General features: G+C 63.5%; 16 protein-coding genes. 6 read left to right on the forward strand and 10 right to left on the reverse strand.

The window, feature by feature from the left end; genetic code table 11:
• Nucleotides 1–25: 25 nt before the first annotated feature.
• The 3 genes from purS (at nt 26) to JL811_RS13325 (ending at nt 3,002) form a co-directional block, all read left to right on the forward strand.
• Nucleotides 26–265, forward strand: a complete 240-nt coding sequence (gene purS / locus JL811_RS13315) for a phosphoribosylformylglycinamidine synthase subunit PurS (protein ID WP_202689193.1) — start codon at nt 26–28, stop codon at nt 263–265.
• 190 nt (nt 266–455) lie between these two features.
• Nucleotides 456–2,735, forward strand: a complete 2,280-nt coding sequence (locus tag JL811_RS13320) for an adenosylcobalamin-dependent ribonucleoside-diphosphate reductase (RefSeq protein ID WP_202689194.1) — start codon at nt 456–458, stop codon at nt 2,733–2,735.
• Between the two features lie 117 nt (nt 2,736–2,852).
• Nucleotides 2,853–3,002 carry a hypothetical protein gene (locus JL811_RS13325; protein WP_202689195.1) on the forward strand — a complete coding sequence of 50 codons (150 nt, stop codon included), beginning with the start codon at nt 2,853–2,855 and terminating at the stop codon, nt 3,000–3,002.
• 209 nt (nt 3,003–3,211) lie between these two features.
• Here the strand turns inward: JL811_RS13325 and JL811_RS13330 are convergent, their stop codons facing one another.
• Together JL811_RS13330 and lepA are read right to left on the reverse strand one after the other, a co-directional pair.
• Nucleotides 3,212–3,370, reverse strand: a complete 159-nt coding sequence (locus tag JL811_RS13330; protein WP_202689196.1) for a hypothetical protein — start codon at nt 3,368–3,370, stop codon at nt 3,212–3,214.
• Between the two features lie 410 nt (nt 3,371–3,780).
• Nucleotides 3,781–5,580: a translation elongation factor 4 gene (gene lepA / locus JL811_RS13335; RefSeq protein WP_202689197.1), complete on the reverse strand. Its 1,800-nt coding sequence runs from the start codon at nt 5,578–5,580 to the stop codon at nt 3,781–3,783.
• A gap of 404 nt (nt 5,581–5,984) precedes the next feature.
• On the opposite strand from lepA, the gene JL811_RS13340 reads away from it, so the two are divergent.
• Nucleotides 5,985–6,284, forward strand: a complete 300-nt coding sequence (locus JL811_RS13340; RefSeq protein WP_202689299.1) for a hypothetical protein — start codon at nt 5,985–5,987, stop codon at nt 6,282–6,284.
• A 102-nt stretch (nt 6,285–6,386) separates the two neighbouring features.
• Here JL811_RS13340 and JL811_RS13345 read toward each other — a convergent pair whose 3' ends face one another.
• From JL811_RS13345 to JL811_RS13360, 4 genes are all read right to left on the reverse strand, one after another.
• Entirely contained in the window at nt 6,387–6,842 is a 456-nt protein-coding gene (locus JL811_RS13345) for a low molecular weight protein-tyrosine-phosphatase (protein WP_202689198.1), read from the reverse strand.
• An 85-nt stretch (nt 6,843–6,927) separates the two neighbouring features.
• Nucleotides 6,928–7,920, reverse strand: a complete 993-nt coding sequence (acuI, locus tag JL811_RS13350) for an acryloyl-CoA reductase (RefSeq protein ID WP_202689199.1) — start codon at nt 7,918–7,920, stop codon at nt 6,928–6,930.
• Between the two features lie 132 nt (nt 7,921–8,052).
• Nucleotides 8,053–8,340, reverse strand: a complete 288-nt coding sequence (rpmB, locus tag JL811_RS13355) for a 50S ribosomal protein L28 (RefSeq protein ID WP_202689200.1) — start codon at nt 8,338–8,340, stop codon at nt 8,053–8,055.
• 208 nt (nt 8,341–8,548) lie between these two features.
• Complete coding sequence (locus JL811_RS13360; RefSeq protein WP_202689201.1) at nt 8,549–8,974, reverse strand: DUF4864 domain-containing protein; 426 nt, start codon at nt 8,972–8,974, stop codon at nt 8,549–8,551.
• 162 nt (nt 8,975–9,136) lie between these two features.
• Here JL811_RS13360 and araD point away from each other — a divergent pair, with 162 nt between their 5' ends.
• Nucleotides 9,137–10,879, forward strand: a complete 1,743-nt coding sequence (gene araD, locus JL811_RS13365) for an L-arabinonate dehydratase (protein WP_202689202.1) — start codon at nt 9,137–9,139, stop codon at nt 10,877–10,879.
• Between the two features lie 66 nt (nt 10,880–10,945).
• Here the strand turns inward: araD and JL811_RS13370 are convergent, their stop codons facing one another.
• Entirely contained in the window at nt 10,946–12,526 is a 1,581-nt protein-coding gene (locus JL811_RS13370; protein WP_202689203.1) for a lysine--tRNA ligase, read from the reverse strand.
• A 138-nt stretch (nt 12,527–12,664) separates the two neighbouring features.
• On the opposite strand from JL811_RS13370, the gene JL811_RS13375 reads away from it, so the two are divergent.
• Complete coding sequence (locus tag JL811_RS13375; RefSeq protein WP_202689300.1) at nt 12,665–13,069, forward strand: tellurite resistance TerB family protein; 405 nt, start codon at nt 12,665–12,667, stop codon at nt 13,067–13,069.
• A 45-nt stretch (nt 13,070–13,114) separates the two neighbouring features.
• Here JL811_RS13375 and JL811_RS13380 read toward each other — a convergent pair whose 3' ends face one another.
• The 3 genes from JL811_RS13380 to JL811_RS13390 form a co-directional block, all read right to left on the reverse strand.
• Entirely contained in the window at nt 13,115–13,429 is a 315-nt protein-coding gene (locus tag JL811_RS13380) for a hypothetical protein (RefSeq protein WP_202689204.1), read from the reverse strand.
• Nucleotides 13,430–13,821: 392 nt separating this feature from the next.
• Nucleotides 13,822–15,306 carry a D-alanyl-D-alanine carboxypeptidase/D-alanyl-D-alanine endopeptidase gene (dacB, locus tag JL811_RS13385; protein ID WP_202689205.1) on the reverse strand — a complete coding sequence of 495 codons (1,485 nt, stop codon included), beginning with the start codon at nt 15,304–15,306 and terminating at the stop codon, nt 13,822–13,824.
• 77 nt (nt 15,307–15,383) lie between these two features.
• Nucleotides 15,384–16,151 carry a 5-formyltetrahydrofolate cyclo-ligase gene (locus JL811_RS13390; protein WP_202689206.1) on the reverse strand — a complete coding sequence of 256 codons (768 nt, stop codon included), beginning with the start codon at nt 16,149–16,151 and terminating at the stop codon, nt 15,384–15,386.
• Nucleotides 16,152–16,297 lie beyond the last annotated feature (146 nt).

The following is a 16,297-nucleotide window of genomic DNA, read 5'->3' on the forward strand; positions in this document are numbered from 1 at the left end:
CGAACCCGAGAAAAACGAGGCCCCGATGAAAGCGCGCGTTCATATCATGCTCAAAGACGGTGTCCTTGATCCGCAGGGAGAGGCGGTGCGCCATGCACTTGGATCGTTGGGATTTGCGGGCGTGACCGGGGTGCGTCAGGGCAAGCTGATTGAGCTTGATCTGGCAGCCACCGACAAGACCACCGCCGAGGCCGAAGTGCGCGCCATGTGCGACCGTCTGCTGGCCAATACCGTGATCGAGAAATACACGGTCGAAATTCTCTGAAATCCGGCATCGGGCAGCGGGCGGTCCTGCCCGCTGCCGCGTCCCGGATGTCGCAGACTCGTTCCCGCCACCGCGCACGCGCTCTTTCGGCGTAAAACCCCCGGATCCGTCCGAGGGGTTAGGATTGCGTTGACCGGCCCGCGCCACCTCTCTATTCTTTGTGTCCTTCCAGCCGACAGGGATCCCCGACATGAGCCGCTTTGCCGCCCCGATTGCCGCGCAGATCTGGGACATGAAGTATCGGATGAAGGACGCCGCAGGCGCGCCCGTCGATGCAACGGTCGAAGACAGCTGGCGTCGCATCGCCCGCGCGCTGGCAGCGGTTGAAGCCGATCCCGCGCATTGGGAGTCGGAATTCTACCGCGCGCTGGAGGATTTCAGGTTCCTGCCCGCAGGCCGGATCACAGCGGGGGCAGGCACCGGGCGGGCGGTCACGCTGTTCAACTGCTTTGTCATGGGCACCGTCCCCGACAGTATGGGCGGCATATTCGACATGCTGAAAGAGGCCGCGCTGACCATGCAGCAGGGCGGCGGCATCGGGTATGACTTCTCGACCATCCGGCCGCGCGGCGCACCCGTCGCGGGGGTGGCGGCGGACGCCTCGGGTCCCTTGTCCTTCATGGATGTCTGGGATGCGATGTGCCGCACCATCATGTCGGCAGGCAGCCGCCGGGGCGCGATGATGGCAACGATGCGCTGCGATCATCCCGATATCGAAGCCTTCATCGAGGCCAAGAAAGACCCCGCCCGCCTGCGCATGTTCAACCTGTCAGTGCTGGTGACCGATGATTTCATGGCGGCGGTCAAGGCGGATGGGCCGTGGGATCTGCAATTCGGGACGCGCGTCTACAAGACCGTGCAGGCGCGTGATCTGTGGAATCGGATCATGCGCAGCACCTATGATTTCGCTGAACCGGGCGTGATTTTCATCGACCGCATCAACGCGATGAACAACCTGCATTATTGTGAAACCATCGCCGCGACCAACCCTTGCGGGGAACAGCCCCTGCCGCCCTATGGGGCCTGTCTGCTGGGCTCGGTCAACCTTGCGCGGCTGGTGACGGATCCCTTCACCGACACCGCACATCTGGACCCGGCGGCGCTGGAGGATCTGGTGCGCCTTGCGGTGCGGATGATGGACAATACCGTTGACGCCTCGCGCTTTCCCCTGCCGCAGCAGGCGGACGAGGCGCGCGCCAAACGCCGGATCGGGCTGGGGGTGACGGGGCTTGCCGATGCGCTGCTGATGACGGGGCTGCGCTATGGGTCCGAGGCGGCGGCGGACCAGACCCGCGACTGGATGAAGGCGATTGCCCGCGCGGCCTATCTGGCCTCGGTGGATCTCGCGCGGGAAAAGGGTACCTTCCCGTTGTTCGAGGCCGAGGCCTATCTGGCCTCGGGCACGATGCAGAAGATGGATGTCGATCTGCGCGACGCGATCCGAAAGCACGGCATCCGCAACGCGCTGCTGACCTCTATCGCGCCGACCGGAACGATCAGCCTTTATGCGGGCAATGTCAGTTCCGGGATCGAACCGGTCTTTGCCTATACCTATAAGCGCAAGGTGCTTCAAAAGGATGGCAGCCGGACCGAAGAGGAGGTCGTCGATTACGCCGTGCAGATGTGGCGCGACCTGAAGGGTGATGCGCCGCTGCCCGATTATTTCGTGAATGCCCAGACCCTGCCGCCGCTGGACCATGTCCGCATGCAGGCCGCGGCCCAGGACTGGGTGGACAGTTCCATCTCGAAAACCATCAACTGCCCGGCAGATATTTCCTTCGAGGATTTCAGCGAGGTCTACATGGCCGCCTGGGATCAGGGCTGCAAGGGCTGCACCACCTACCGGCCCAATGAGGTGACGGGCTCGGTCCTGTCGGTTTCAGAAAGCGCCGACCGCCCCCCGGTTGCCGCCCCGGCCAGTGCCCCCGAAGCGGGGGCCGAGGTGGTCTATCTGTCCGATCCGCTGGACCGTCCCGGCACGCTGGAAGGCCAGACTTATAAGCTGAAATGGCCGGGATCGGAACATGCGCTTTACATCACGGTGAATGATATCGTGATCGCAGGCCATCGCCGCCCCTTCGAGATGTTCATCAATTCCAAGAACATGGAGCATTTCGCCTGGACCGTGGCCCTGACGCGGATGATCTCGGCCGTGTTCCGGCGCGGCGGTGATGTCAGTTTCGTGGTCGAGGAACTGAAGGCGGTGTTCGATCCGCGCGGCGGCGCCTGGGTGGAAGGGCGCTATATCCCCTCGATCCTTGCGGCAATCGGCGGAGTGATCGAACAGCATCTGGTTGCAATCGGATTTATCGAGGGGGAAGGGATGGGCCTGAAATCTGACCCGAGCGCCGAAGTGGTCGCACTTGGCGCGCCGAAAGGGGCAGCCTGTTCGTCCTGCGGCAGCTATGCGCTGCGCCGGATCGAAGGCTGCCTGACCTGCGCTGATTGCGGCTTTTCGAAATGCGGATGACCTGACCGGGTATGCGGGGAGAACCGCAACTGCCGGGGCGGATCTTTATTCGGGTTGATGCCGGGAACCATCCGCCTTCTGCGGCGTTGGAAAGCGACCGATTGAAGGAGAACCCAGATGACAACACGTCGTATCACCATGTTTATTCCGCTGCTGGCCGTTCTGGCGACCACCGCCTGTGAAACCGTGAAGGGCGCAGGACGCGACATTCAGGGTGCAGGCACCGTTGTTCAGCAGGGTGCGACCGAAGTGCAGCAGGATCTCTGATTTTTCCGATCCTTGCCGCGCGCGTTACCCATGCGCGTTACCAGAGCAGGGATAGTCACAAAAAATGCGGGGCGCGTCAGACACGCGCCCCGCATTTTTGTGCCGTTATGCTAAAGTTTTCGAACGGGTGATGAACTGTTCGAACAAGGGCCGGTCACCCGGTTCTCTGGACGCTCAGCCGCCGTTCCGAAATCCTGGCAGCGGCAGCATCAATTCGCCAGACACAGACGCCGGGTCTGGAACTCGATGACGGTCGATCCACGATAGGCGCCGTAGCGCTCGGCCGCCTCACGGATCAGACTGGCCCTGCCGCGATGTTCAAGGGCCGCGAGCCGTCCGGAACGCGCTTTCGTCAGCAGGTCGCTCATGTCTTTTTCCTTTCCAGAATAAGATCCGGATTTGTCCGGTTTCGGCCATATTCAAGTTCAACAACCCAAGGTTGCGTGCCGATTGTGGCCGCAATCGGGCCGGAAAAGGAAAACATGGCGGAAATTTGACGTCAAAACTTAGACAACCTATGAGGAAATTTTCTGACCTTAAAACAACTTTTGATTGAGGTGCGCAAAGTGAGCATCCTCATCGGCCTGTGGCTCTGTGCCGGACAGATGGATGCGGATGCGGACCGCGCCTGCACCGTGGCAATTGGGCCATTTCAGCGGGTTTCGGTGCAGGGGGATATCGTCACAGAAAGTCATACCCAAGCCGGGCCTGTTCAATATGCGGGCCCGTTCCAGACACCGGTGGATGCAGGCCGACAGGGTATCTCTGTCGCGTTGCTTCAGCTGTCCATCTTGAGCGCGGAAATGAAGGCTTCCTGCGGGATCTCGACCTTGCCGAACTGGCGCATCCGCTTTTTCCCGGCCTTCTGCTTTTCCAGCAGCTTCTTCTTCCGCGTCGCGTCCCCGCCATAGCATTTCGCGGTCACGTCCTTGCGCATTGCGCTCAGCGTTTCCCGGGCGATGACGCGGCCTCCGATGGCGGCCTGAATCGGGATCTTGAACATATGGCGCGGAATCAGATCCTTCAGCTTCTCGACCATGGCCCGGCCACGCCCCTCGGCCCGGTCGCGATGCACCATCATCGACAGCGCATCCACCGGTTCCTCATTCACAAGGATCGACATCTTCACCAGATGATCCTCACGATATTCGGTCAGCACATAGTCGAAACTGGCATAGCCCTTGGTGACCGATTTCAGCCGGTCATAGAAATCGAACACCACCTCATTCAGCGGCAGGTCATAGACGACCATCGCCCGCGACCCGGCATAGCTGAGGTCCAGCTGAATACCGCGCCGGTCCTGACACAGCTTCAGCACATCGCCAAGATACTCATCAGGCACCATGATCGTGGCCTTGATGCGCGGCTCTTCGATATGGTCCACATAGGTCAGGTCGGGCATGTCGGCGGGGTTGTGCAGGTCCTGCTTGGTCCCGTCCTTCATGTAAAGGTGATAGACGACCGAGGGCGCGGTGGTGATCAGATCAAGGTCATATTCGCGTTCCAGCCGGTCGCGTATCACCTCAAGATGCAGCAAGCCGAGGAACCCGCAGCGAAAACCGAAGCCCAGGGCGGCAGAGGTTTCCATCTCGGTGCTGAACGAGGCGTCATTCAGCGCCAGTTTCTCGATTGCGTCGCGCAGCGCCTCAAAATCATTGGCATCGACCGGGAAGAGGCCGCAGAACACCACCGGCTGCGCGGGCTTAAAGCCGGGCAGGGCGGTTTCGCAGCCCTTTTTCTCGGTCGTGATCGTATCGCCCACGCGGGTATCGCGGACCTGCTTGATCGAGGCGGTAAAGACGCCGATTTCCCCCGGGCCAAGTTCGGCAATATCAACCATCTGAGGTTTCAGAACCGACAGCTTGTCGATGCCGTAGACAGCACCCGTCTGCATCATCTTGATGCGGTCGCCCTTTTTCACCACGCCGTCCATGATGCGGATCATCACGACAACACCCAGATAGGGGTCATACCAGCTGTCGACCAGCATCGCCTTCAGGGGGGCGTCGCGGTCGCCCTTGGGCGCGGGCAGGCGCGCCACGATGGCCTCCAGCACCTCGGGGATGCCAAGGCCGGTCTTGGCCGAAATCGGGATCGCGTCCGAGGCGTCCAGCCCGATCACATCCTCGATATTCTGTTTCACCCGGTCAGGATCGGCGGCAGGCAGGTCGATCTTGTTCAGCACGGGCACGATCTCATGCCCTGCGTCCAGCGCGTGATAGACATTGGCGAGCGTCTGCGCCTCGACCCCCTGGGAGGCATCGACGACCAGCAATGACCCTTCAACCGCGCGCATCGAGCGGCTGACCTCATAGGCGAAATCGACATGCCCGGGCGTGTCGATCAGGTTCAGCACATAGGTGCGCCCGTCCTTGGCCGGATAGTCGATCCGCACCGTGTTGGCCTTGATCGTGATGCCGCGTTCCCGTTCGATATCCATGCTGTCGAGCATCTGCGCCTTCATGTCGCGCTCGGCCACCGTCCCGGTCAACTGAATGAGCCGGTCGGCAAGCGTGGATTTGCCGTGGTCGATATGCGCCACGATGGAGAAATTGCGGATGAGATCAAGCTGGGTCATGGCCTGCCTATACAGGGCTTGACGGAGACCGGGAAGGGGGTTTCGGGGCCGATGTCACAGGTGGCAGGGCGGCGCGCAGAACCGGGGAAGGGCGGGGTGAATCAGTCCCTTCGGAATTCGCGGATCATCCCTTGGGGCGAGGGCTGAAGATGGCCCGCCTTGCTGCCGCAGGACAGAGGCGAGGTGCCGGATCTCCCCCTGATCTTGTATCATGTCGGGCGGCGCACACCGCCCCTAGGGGCCTCGGCGGATCTCGGCGGAAATTCGCTTAAATCTGCGGATTTTCTGAGAATTCCTGCCCGAATCGGACTATTGTCCAGAGGATAACGATCAGCTGCGAGGAAGGGGCGGGGTGTTCTGCCTTATGTCCCTCCCGCTTTTGGCAATGAGGCAGACAGATGAATATGAAGCTTGTCGGCGCCGTCATCACGGTGTCTTTCCTTCCCCTTGCAGCACTGGCCGGCCCGATTCAAAGCGCCTGCCTGAAATCCGACCGCCAGGCGGCATCGCGCAGCCTGTGCACCTGCATCCAGCAGGCGGCCGATATGACGCTGACCGGATCGGATCAGCGCCGCGCGGCAAAGTTCTTCCGCGATCCGGATGAAGCGCAGGATGTGCGCATGTCGAAAAGCGACAATGACAACGCCTTCTGGGCGCGGTATCGCAGCTTCGGCGACATGGCCGAAGCCTATTGCGCAGGCTGAACAGCGGATCATTGATGATTTCGGGCCGCGAGCAGGCCCGGAACGGGGGGCGTCCGGCGCCCCCTTTTCACGTTGCAAGGACTATCCCCGCGGCGAAGCGGTTCAGCGCCCCTGCTGTAGCCCGTGCTGTAGATATGGCAGCCATGCCCGGCTGGCCGTGCAGATCAGATCCAGACATCCATCAAAATCGCGGGTATAATAGGGGTCGGGCACATCCTGTCCGGCCTCGGGCAGGGCGCTGAGAAACAGCCGCACCGGCACCGCGTTGCCCGCAGGGCGCAGCGCCTCGATGGTCGCCAGATTGTCGCGATCCATGGCAAGGATCAGGTCGAACCGCCCGAAGTCCCGCGTCTCGAACTGTCTTGCGCGCAAAGCGGTCAGATCAAGGCCACGTCGGGTACCAGCAGCCACCATTGGCGGATAGGGCGGATCGCCCCGGTGCCAGCCTGCTGTTCCGGCGCTGTCGACAGTGACCCCGGGCGGCGCAAGCGCGCGCAGGGCGGCCTCAGCGGCAGGGGAGCGGCAGATATTGCCAAGGCAGACGGTCAGAACGCGCATCGGACGGCATGCCATACAGGCCGCAGCAGACCGTCTGCTTGCAGAAATCGAACATCCTGAAAGGAATCATGCGGTCTGACCAGGTTCATGCATTCACATCCACAACCACGCGGCCCTTCACCGCCCCTTGCAGGATCGCCGCGCCAAGCTCTGGCAGATCCGACAGGGTTGCGGGCTGGATCATCGCCTCAAGCCGGTCCATCGGCAGGTCGCGCGCGATGCGGTCCCAGGCACGAACCCGGTCGCCATAGGGGCGCAGCACGGAATCAATGCCCAGAAGATTGACCCCGCGCAACAGGAAGGGAACAACCGTCGCCGGCAGCGCCGCGCCGCCGGCAAGCCCCACCGCCGCGACCGAGGCGCGGTATTTCATCTGGCCCAGCACCCGGGCCAGCATTGCCCCCCCGACGGCATCGACACAGCCTGCCCATGTCTCGGATTCCAGCGGGCGCTTGACGGTTTCGGCCAGTTCGGCACGCGGCACGATCCGCGCCGCACCAAGCGTGGTCAGATAATCCGCCGTTTCGGGGCGCCCGGTGACAGCGGCGACCGAATATCCCAGATGCGCCAGAATCGCCGTGGCAACCGAACCCACCCCGCCTGCCGCACCGGTCACCAGAACCTCACCCTTGTCCGGGGTCAGGCCGTGATCTTCCAGTTCCATCACGGCCAGCATGGCGGTGAACCCCGCTGTGCCCACGGCCATGGCCTGCCGTGTCGTCAGTCCTTTGGGCAGCGGGACCAGCCAGTCGCCCCTGACCCGCGCCTTTTGCGCGTAGCCGCCCCAATGCGCCTCCCCCACGCGCCAGCCGGTCAGCACAACCGCATCGCCGGGGGCATAGCGCGGATCGGCAGAGCTTTCGACGCGGCCCGCGAAATCAATGCCGGGCACATGCGGATAGTTGCGCACCAGTCCGCCCCCCGGCCCGATGCACAGCCCGTCCTTGTAGTTCAGTGTGGAATAGTCGACGGCAACGGTCACCTCGCCTTCGGGCAGCCGGTCCATGCCGATCTGCTGCACTGTGGCGGCGGTCTTGCCGCCCTCATCCCGTTCCACGACCAATGCGTTGAATTCCATCACCCTGCCTCCGGTTTTACGGATGCAGGGTTGGGGAAGGGGCAGGGGATGTCAAGCGGGCGGCCGAAAGCAGAAAGCCCCGCAAAATGCGGGGCCCCGGTCTTGGCTTTTGTCGGATTCTCCGGGCGGCAATCAGGCCGCGCTGAGTGCCTTCTCGACGTCGCGCTTGATCTTAAGCGCCTTGCCGGACAGTTCATCATCCTTGGACTTGGCAAGGAAGGCGTCCAGACCGCCGCGATGGTCCACGGTGCGCAGGGCATGGGCCGAGACGCGCAGCTTGAAGGACTGGCCGAGGATGTCGGAAATCAGCGTGACATCGTTCAGATTCGGCAGGAAACGCCGACGGCTTTTGTTATTGGCATGGCTGACCGTGTTGCCGGTCATCGGGCCTTTTCCGCTCAGTTCGCAGACGCGCGACATGGTCGAGTTCCTTGTATCTTCGGCGTTACTTCGGCAGATCCCCGGCAGTGCCGTGTCGCGCGATGGCAGGACACCGGTACAGCAGAGCGCATCGCGACGGGCGATGCTCCGAATTCAATCAGCGCCGTTTAGGGGGAATCGCGGGGCGCGTCAAGGGTTCAGCGTTGAAATGCGTGCGGCTAAGATGATGGGGGTCAGATCAGCGGGCTCAGATCATGGGGCCGGGATCGGGGAGGATCTGCACGCCGTTGATCTGCCAGCCCCCGGGGCCTTGCTGCATTTCATAATCCAGCAGATGGGTGCGCCCCTCGGTATCGGTGATCATCACCCTTTGCCACAGCCTGCCCGCGACGTCGCGCAGTTCCAGCAGGCGGACCGCGCCGGGGCGATGCACCATCGGATAGCCCTGCCGCACCATGGTGCCGAAATTCGGCGCCGTTCCGAATAGCTGCCGGATGGTCGGGCTGGCAAAATCGAAGGCCCGGTCGAAATCATCCTTTCGCAACGCTTCGATCTGGCCGTTGATCGTGGCCGATATGCCGGGGTCGGCGGTCTGGGCCGCAAGGGGAGGGGCAGAAAGCTGCGCCGACAGCAGGGCGGTGACAAGGCACAGGGCAGGGGTGATCCGTCGCATGACGCGGTCCCTTCGGTCTGATTATGTCCCCGGGTAAAAGACTAGGCGCAAAACAACCGTGGTCAAGGGCGGGTGGCGGTAAAGACCGCAATCGCCGATCCGGCTTGCCTAGCGGGGGCGGCTTCGCCTATGCGGGACTGGTATGGTAGAAAGGATGCCGCGATGAGCCTGCCCCGCCGCAAGGACCCTGCCGATCTGCGATCCGCCCGCTGGTTCGCCCCCGATGACCTGCGCAGTTTCGGGCATCGTTCGCGCCTGATGCAGCTTGGCTATTCCGAGGCGGATTTCATGGGCAAGCCCGTTATCGGTATCCTGAACACATGGTCCGAACTCAATGCCTGCCACGCGCATTTCCGCGAACGCGCGCAGGATGTGAAGCGCGGGATCTTTCAGGCCGGGGGATTCGCGGTCGAACTGCCCTCACTTTCGGTGGATGAAAGTTTCACCAAGCCCACCTCGATGCTGTATCGCAACATGCTGGCGATGGAGGTGGAGGAAAACATCCGCTCGCACCCGCTGGATGGCGTGGTGCTGATGGGGGGATGCGACAAGACCACGCCGGGGCTGGTGATGGGGGCGATCACGGCGGGCGTGCCGGTGATCTATCTGCCCGCAGGCCCGATGCTGCGGGGCAATTATGCCGGGCGGGTGCTGGGCTCGGGGTCGGATGCGTGGAAATACTGGGATGAGCGGCGCGCTGGCAATGTGTCAGACGCCGAATGGCAGGGCTTGCAGGGCGGGATCGCACGCTCGGCCGGGGTCTGCATGACGATGGGCACGGCCAGCACAATGACGGCGATTGCCGATGCGATGGGGCTGACCCTGCCGGGGGCAAGTTCGATCCCGGCGGTGGATTCGGGGCATCAGCGCATGGGCGCCGATTGCGGGCGGCGGATCGTCGACATGGTCTGGGAGGATCTGACGCCTGACCGGATTGTAACGGCGGCTGCGGTGCGCAATGCCGCGATTGTCGCGATGGCAACGGGCTGTTCCACCAATGCGGTTGTCCATCTGATTGCCATGGCACGGCGCGCCGGGGTGGAGCTGAGCCTTGACGATCTGGACGCGTTGGGGCGGGTGACGCCGCTGATCGCCAATGTGCGGCCGTCCGGCAAGGATTACCTTATGGAGGATTTCTTCCATGCCGGGGGCCTGCGCGCGCTGATGGCGCAGTTGCGCGACCGGTTGGATCTGGATTGCCTGACGGTAACAGGCCGGACCATGGGCGAAAATCTGGAAGGCGCGGTGGTCTGGAATGAGGATGTGATCCGCCCCCTGTCGAACCCGGTCTATGCCGAAGGGTCGCTGGCCGTGCTGCGCGGCAATCTTTGCCCGGATGGGGCGGTCATCAAACCTGCGGCCTGTGATCCGAAATTCCATATCCATGAAGGCCCGGCGCTGGTCTTTGACAGCTATCCGGCCATGAAGGCCGCCATCGATGATGAGACGCTGGACGTGACGCCCGACACGGTGCTGGTCTTGCGCAATGCAGGGCCCTTGGGCGGGCCGGGCATGCCGGAATGGGGCATGTTGCCCATTCCCAAGGCGCTGATAAAGCAGGGATATCGTGATATGCTGCGGATCTCGGATGCGCGGATGTCGGGCACAAGCTATGGGGCCTGCGTGCTGCATGTCGCGCCCGAAAGCTTCATCGGCGGACCGCTGGCCTTGCTGAAAACCGGAGATCTTGTGCGGATGGACCTGCCGGCGCGCAGGCTGGACATGCTGGTGTCTGAGGAGGAACTGGCACGGCGGCGCACGGACTGGACGCCGCCCCAGCCGCATTTCGAACGCGGCTGGGGCTGGATGTTCTCACGCCATGTGACGCAGGCCGACAAAGGCTGCGATTTCGATTTTCTGGAACGCGGGTTCGGCCGCGCGGCAGGGGAGCCGGATATTTTCTGACCGTCCCCGAGGGCAGGATGACCGGGCGCAGGCCCGGTCAGCCAATTGTGCGGACAGGGCAGGCCGTTACCGCGCCAGTTCGCCCGCCAGCCCCCGGTCGATCAGCGCAATCGTGCGCTCGATCCCGTAAAGGGCAATGAAGCCGCCAAACCGCGGACCTTCCGAGGCGCCAAGGAAAACCTCGTACAGCGCCTTGAACCAGTCGCGCAGCGGTTCAAACCCGTGATCCTTGCCGACGGCAAAGACCATGGATTGCAGCGCGTCGCCATCCGCTGCGCCCTCCCATGCCACCAGACGGGCGCGAAGATCCTCCATCGCGGCGCGTTCGCGCGCGTCGGGGAGGCGGAACTGCCGGGTCGGCGCGATGCGGTCGGCGAAATAGCGCACCGCATGACCCGCCGCCGCATCCAGATCAGGATGCGTTTCGGGTGACGCCTCGGGCGCATAGGCGCGGATATAGCCCCAAAGTCCGGCCGCATCGGTCGCCCCCGCCACCGAGGCAAGATTCAAAAGCATCGAGAAGGGCACGACCATATGGGATTCGGGCGGGTTGCCGCCATGGATATGCCAGACGGGATTGTTCACCTGCTGCTCGACCGTCTGGTCGGGCCAGGCGCGCAACTGCTGATGATATTCGTCCACCGCGCGCGGGATCACGTCGAAATGCATCCGCTTGGCGGTTTTCGGCTTCTGATACATGAAATAGGACAGGCTTTCCGTCGCCGCATAGCTCAGCCATTCGTCGATGGTCAGCCCGTTGCCCTTGGATTTACTGATCTTCTGGCCCTGATCGTCAAGGAACAGCTCATAGGTCATATGGTTGGGTTTGCGCCCGCCCAGAACCTCACAGATGCCATCATAGATCGGCGTATTGGTGCTGTGATCCTTGCCATACATTTCAAAATCCACATCCAGCGCCGCCCAGCGGGCGCCGAAATCGGGCTTCCATTGCAGTTTGACCTGTCCGCCCGTCACCGGCAGCGTCCATTCCCGCCCCGTTTCATCATCAAAGGTGATCGTGTGGTTCACCTTGTCGATATGTTTCATCGGGACATACAGCACCCGGCCGGTTTTCGGATGGATCGGCAGGAAGCAGGAATAGGTCTGCTGGCGTTCTTCGCGCAGGGATTTAAGCATGATCGCCATGATCGCCTCATAGCGTTCACAGGCCAGCCGCAGCGTGTCGTCGAACCGGCCCGAGCGATAGAACTCGGTCGCCGAGATGAATTCATATTCAAAGCCGAACGTGTCCAGAAACCGGCGCAGCATCGCGTTGTTGTGATGGCCGAAGCTTTCGTATTCGCCATACGGGTCGGGCACGCTGGTCAGCGGTTTCTGCATATGTTGGCGCAGCATATCTTGCTGCGGCACGTTTTCGGGAACCTTGCGCATGCCGTCGACATCATCCGAAAAGCAGATCAGACGGGTCGGAATGTCGGAAATCACCTCAAACGCGCGGCGGATCATCGTTGTGCGCGCCACCTCACCAAACGTGCCGATATGCGGCAGACCTGAAGGGCCATAGCCGGTTTCAAACAGGACATGCCCCTTGGCGGGCGGGGCTTTCTCATAGCGTTTGAGGATGGCGCGGGCTTCCTCGAAGGGCCAGGCTTTCGAAGTCATCGCAGCGTCGCGCAGGGCAGACATGGGTCTTTTCCTTTTCCTCGGGTGCGGCAGCACAGCGCTGCCTGCAGCCCGCCTGTCCTATTGCCGGGGCGGGGGCGCGTCAATATTGTCGGGGGAAGGCAATAGTGAAGGAAGCCCGCCGTGCCAGACAAGATTGAGATGATGACGCCCCAGGATGCGCTGGTTGCGGTGATGGTGGCGGTGTCCGCCTCGGATGAAAACCTGCGCACCTCGGAACTGGTGGCGATCCAGCGCATCGTCAATCATCTGCCGGTTTTTGCCGATTATGATCCGGCGCGGATGCGGCGGGTCACCGAAACGGTGCTGGACCTGTTTGCGGATGAGGAAGGGCTGGATCTGTTCTTCACCATGATCCGTGACGCGCTGCCCGAACGCCTGTTCGAAACCGCCTATGCGCTGGCCTGCGATGTCGCCGCCGCAGACGGGATGCTTTATGACGAGGAACTGCGCTTCCTGCTGGAGGTGCGGGAGGAGCTTGCCATCGACCGGCTGCATGCCGCGGCCATTGAGCGCGGCGCGCGGGCACGTCATCTGGGGGTCTGAGGAACGACCGAGGGGAAGGGGGCCTAAAGGCGGGATTTGCCGCCTTTAGGCGCTTCTGGCGGTGTTCTGCGGCGTCAGCGGCGCGATGGTAAAGGGTGGAACGGTCCTGCCGCTGCTGCGCGAGCGGATCGCGACCAGTTCGGATTCAAGATCGGCAATCCAGCCTGCCTGTTTCTCGCATCGCCGTTCTGCATCCGTCAGGGCGGCGCGCAGCCATTTCAGATCGGCCTGTTCGGCCTGCTGCTCAAGCCCCGGTTTGCGCTGTATCCCGAACCAGAGCCCCAATCCGAACGCCATCAGCAGGACGATCACGACGCCAAGCGATTGCAGAAGCAGCGAGGGGGCGAAAGAGGCAAACATTGCGGGCACCGTTGAGTTTACTGGAACTGTGGAAGGCGGCGGGGGCCTTCGGGCCGGGATGGACAGGCGGAAGAGGACAGGCGGAAATGGATCGGTGTTGAAGGGCGGACGTTGCGGGGTTCGGATGCGACGCGATCCGTCGGGCAGGGCCGGAAAGTGCGGGATGCAGGCACGCGCGTCCAGTGACATTCGGTCCTTTGCCGCACCTCAAGTCCCGCACGCGCGGGTTTCTGCCGAAACCGCAGTGTTTCGTGATCAACCGGGGCAATTGTCCGGCCGGGCCATGTCAATAACCGGCAGGGCCGTGATTCCGGTGGCAGTCCCTGCGGATTGCCCCGTCCGGTGGCACCCAGGCACGATTCGGGGGGATGAAACGCGGCAAGAGATTGGGCTCAGGTCACCATGCCCGCCCAGCGACCCAGCAACTGGCCCTGCAATCTGCGTGCCCTTGCGTTCCATTCGCGCCCGCCCTCGGGCCGTTCCCGCTGGGCAACCGACAGCCTGTCGCGGCGCGGAAGATCGGCGCAGAAGATTGCAAAGGTCAGTTCCCGCCCGTTCGGAGCCTGAAGATAGCCCGCAAGGCCCGACACGAAATTCAGCGTTCCGGTCTTGGCCACGGCGCGGACCGGATGGCCCTTCATCTCATTGCCCGACAGATCCCGCAGCGCCTGTTCCCGCAGGATCGCGGGCAGGCCCGAGGCGCGTCCCGACCGCAGCGCGCGCACCATGTCGGACGGGGCCACGCGCGATGCTGCACCCAGCCCGGAATGATCGACGAAGCGCGAATTTGCGCCATGGCGCGTCACCGCCCAGTCCGACATGCGCCGCCCGCTGTCAGGCAGGGTCCCTGCGCCCGAGGCCACCAGCCCCACAGCCTCGGCGGTGATGTTGGTGGAGAAGCGCAGCATATCGCGGCTGACGGCCATCAGGTCATCACTGCGGTTCTCGGCCAGCAGATTGCCCTGCGGCGGGGCGCTGATGACCTGCGCGGGGGGCAGTTGCAGCCCATGGGCGCGCATCAGCACCGCAAAGACCTCGGCGCAGTAGTGTTCGGGGTGGCGGACAGGCAGCCAGCGGCTGCCATTGCTGTTCAGGGCCTGCGCCGCGACGCTCCATTCATCCCGTCCCGCGCCCCGGCGGTAATCGAACAGCGGTGCCGCGCGGTTGACGGCACGCACCTCGGCCATGGTGACACGCGGCACAAAACGCCTGCCGCGCGCATCCATCGTCAGTTGCGGCCCCGAGGCGCTGCGGCGCCATTCGAAATGCACGCGGTTGAAGTTCAGGTTCAGCCCGGCAATCGTCGGGTTATAGCCGACATGATCGGGCTGATCGGCGGCGATGCGGTCCTGCCGGGGCACGCCACTTCCGCAGACAAGGAAGCGCCCGCTGATCTCCTTCACCCCGCGCGCGGCAAGGGCGGCGGCCAGATCGCCCAGACGGTCGGTGTCCAGCGTCGGATCCCCTGATCCCAGCAGCACCAGATCCCCCTGAAGCCGCCCGCCCGAAACCGGCCCCGTGGCCAGAACCCGCGTCGAGAACCGGAATTGCGGCCCCAGCCTGTCCAGTGCGTAAAGTGTCGTCATCGCCTTGGCGACCGAGGCGGGCGGCAGGGCGGTTTCGCCGCCATAGGCCTCAAGCACCTTGCCGCTTGCCGTCTCGGCGACCAGAAATCCGACCGAACCGCCCAGCCTTGCCGCCTCGACCAGCGCCATCGCCTCGTTGCCTGCCTGCGCGGAGGAGGCGGAGGTCACGGCGACGGCGCGGGCTGCTGGCCGGATTGATCGGGAAGGGGCCTCGGCGCAGCCGGGCACCGCGATACCTGCCATCAGGCCCGAAAGGACCCAACGGCGGGTGAATTTCTGTTCGGCGCTCATGCCGGAAGACTAGCGGCAGACGGCACGGGGCACAATATCCCGGCGTCTCACACTTTTCTGTGCGGAATCAGGCCCGGTCAGTCGCCGGTGGTTCCGTCGTGCCTTGGCGGCACCGCCAGCCCGGCCTCGGTCATGATCGCGTTCAATGCGATGTCATGGGGCTGGGGAAAGATCGTGTTCAGCCGCGCGGCCTGCAGGCCGATGCCGATGGTGAAGGGGCGCGGGGAAAGTGCTGCAAGGCTGCGGTCGAAATAGCCGCCGCCATAGCCCAGACGAAAGCCGTCTTCGGTCCAGCCGATCAGCGGGGCAAGGGCCACCTCCGGCCTGACAATCGGTGCACCGGGGGGCGGCACGGGAATGTCCCAGATGCCGCGCTGCATGCGGGTTTGTGGCGTCCAGCGGCGAAAGACCAGCGGTGCCGCCCGCGTTTCGACCAGCGGCAGGGCGACGATTGCGCCGCCTTCATGCCACCGGGTCAGCAAGGGCCGCAGATCGGGTTCCCCCTTGATCGGCCAGTAACCCGAGATCACGCGGCCGCTCAGATCCCCGAACCGCGCCTGCAGGAAGGCCGCCAGATATTCGGCGATTGCGCTGCCGACCGATCTGCGCGCCTCCACGCCCAGACCGTCCCGCGCCGCGCGAAGCGTCTGCCGCGTCGCCTTGCGCCAGCGGGCAACGTCACTTGCCTGCTGCGGGTCGATGAAGGACGGATCAAATTCCGCCGCAAAGCAGGGAGAGGAAGCGGGCGGGGCGATCCGTCCCGTGATCCCCGCAGTGCCGAAGGAGGCGGCGTCCTTTGCGGGGGGCGTCCTGTCAGGCCTGCGGAACGGGGGATCACTGGGCATCGGCAGGGGTCCGGGCGTCGGGCTTCGGAATTGTGAATTCCGGGTGATTTCCGGCTCAGGGTAGCTTTCCTGCCATGAATGTAAACGCCTCTGCGCGGCGCACCCGGACCGGCCTTGCGGGCCGGTGCCACCGCTGCGCCATTGGT

This window comes from Szabonella alba (assembly GCF_016765775.1).
GTDB classification, from domain to species: Bacteria; Pseudomonadota; Alphaproteobacteria; order Rhodobacterales; family Rhodobacteraceae; genus Szabonella; species Szabonella alba.

What these genes read in the sequence shown, in the direction of transcription:
- purS (WP_202689193.1), top strand. Translation starts at nt 26, where the DNA reads ATGAAAGCGCGCGTTCATATCATGCTCAAAGACGGTGTCCTTGATCCG.
- JL811_RS13320 (WP_202689194.1), top strand. Translation starts at nt 456, where the DNA reads ATGAGCCGCTTTGCCGCCCCGATTGCCGCGCAGATCTGGGACATGAAG.
- JL811_RS13325 (WP_202689195.1), top strand. Translation starts at nt 2,853, where the DNA reads ATGACAACACGTCGTATCACCATGTTTATTCCGCTGCTGGCCGTTCTG.
- JL811_RS13330 (WP_202689196.1), bottom strand. Translation starts at nt 3,370, where the DNA reads ATGAGCGACCTGCTGACGAAAGCGCGTTCCGGACGGCTCGCGGCCCTT.
- lepA (WP_202689197.1), bottom strand. Translation starts at nt 5,580, where the DNA reads ATGACCCAGCTTGATCTCATCCGCAATTTCTCCATCGTGGCGCATATC.
- JL811_RS13340 (WP_202689299.1), top strand. Translation starts at nt 5,985, where the DNA reads ATGAAGCTTGTCGGCGCCGTCATCACGGTGTCTTTCCTTCCCCTTGCA.
- JL811_RS13345 (WP_202689198.1), bottom strand. Translation starts at nt 6,842, where the DNA reads ATGCGCGTTCTGACCGTCTGCCTTGGCAATATCTGCCGCTCCCCTGCC.
- acuI (WP_202689199.1), bottom strand. Translation starts at nt 7,920, where the DNA reads ATGGAATTCAACGCATTGGTCGTGGAACGGGATGAGGGCGGCAAGACC.
- rpmB (WP_202689200.1), bottom strand. Translation starts at nt 8,340, where the DNA reads ATGTCGCGCGTCTGCGAACTGAGCGGAAAAGGCCCGATGACCGGCAAC.
- JL811_RS13360 (WP_202689201.1), bottom strand. Translation starts at nt 8,974, where the DNA reads ATGCGACGGATCACCCCTGCCCTGTGCCTTGTCACCGCCCTGCTGTCG.
- araD (WP_202689202.1), top strand. Translation starts at nt 9,137, where the DNA reads ATGAGCCTGCCCCGCCGCAAGGACCCTGCCGATCTGCGATCCGCCCGC.
- JL811_RS13370 (WP_202689203.1), bottom strand. Translation starts at nt 12,526, where the DNA reads ATGTCTGCCCTGCGCGACGCTGCGATGACTTCGAAAGCCTGGCCCTTC.
- JL811_RS13375 (WP_202689300.1), top strand. Translation starts at nt 12,665, where the DNA reads ATGATGACGCCCCAGGATGCGCTGGTTGCGGTGATGGTGGCGGTGTCC.
- JL811_RS13380 (WP_202689204.1), bottom strand. Translation starts at nt 13,429, where the DNA reads ATGTTTGCCTCTTTCGCCCCCTCGCTGCTTCTGCAATCGCTTGGCGTC.
- dacB (WP_202689205.1), bottom strand. Translation starts at nt 15,306, where the DNA reads ATGAGCGCCGAACAGAAATTCACCCGCCGTTGGGTCCTTTCGGGCCTG.
- JL811_RS13390 (WP_202689206.1), bottom strand. Translation starts at nt 16,151, where the DNA reads ATGCCCAGTGATCCCCCGTTCCGCAGGCCTGACAGGACGCCCCCCGCA.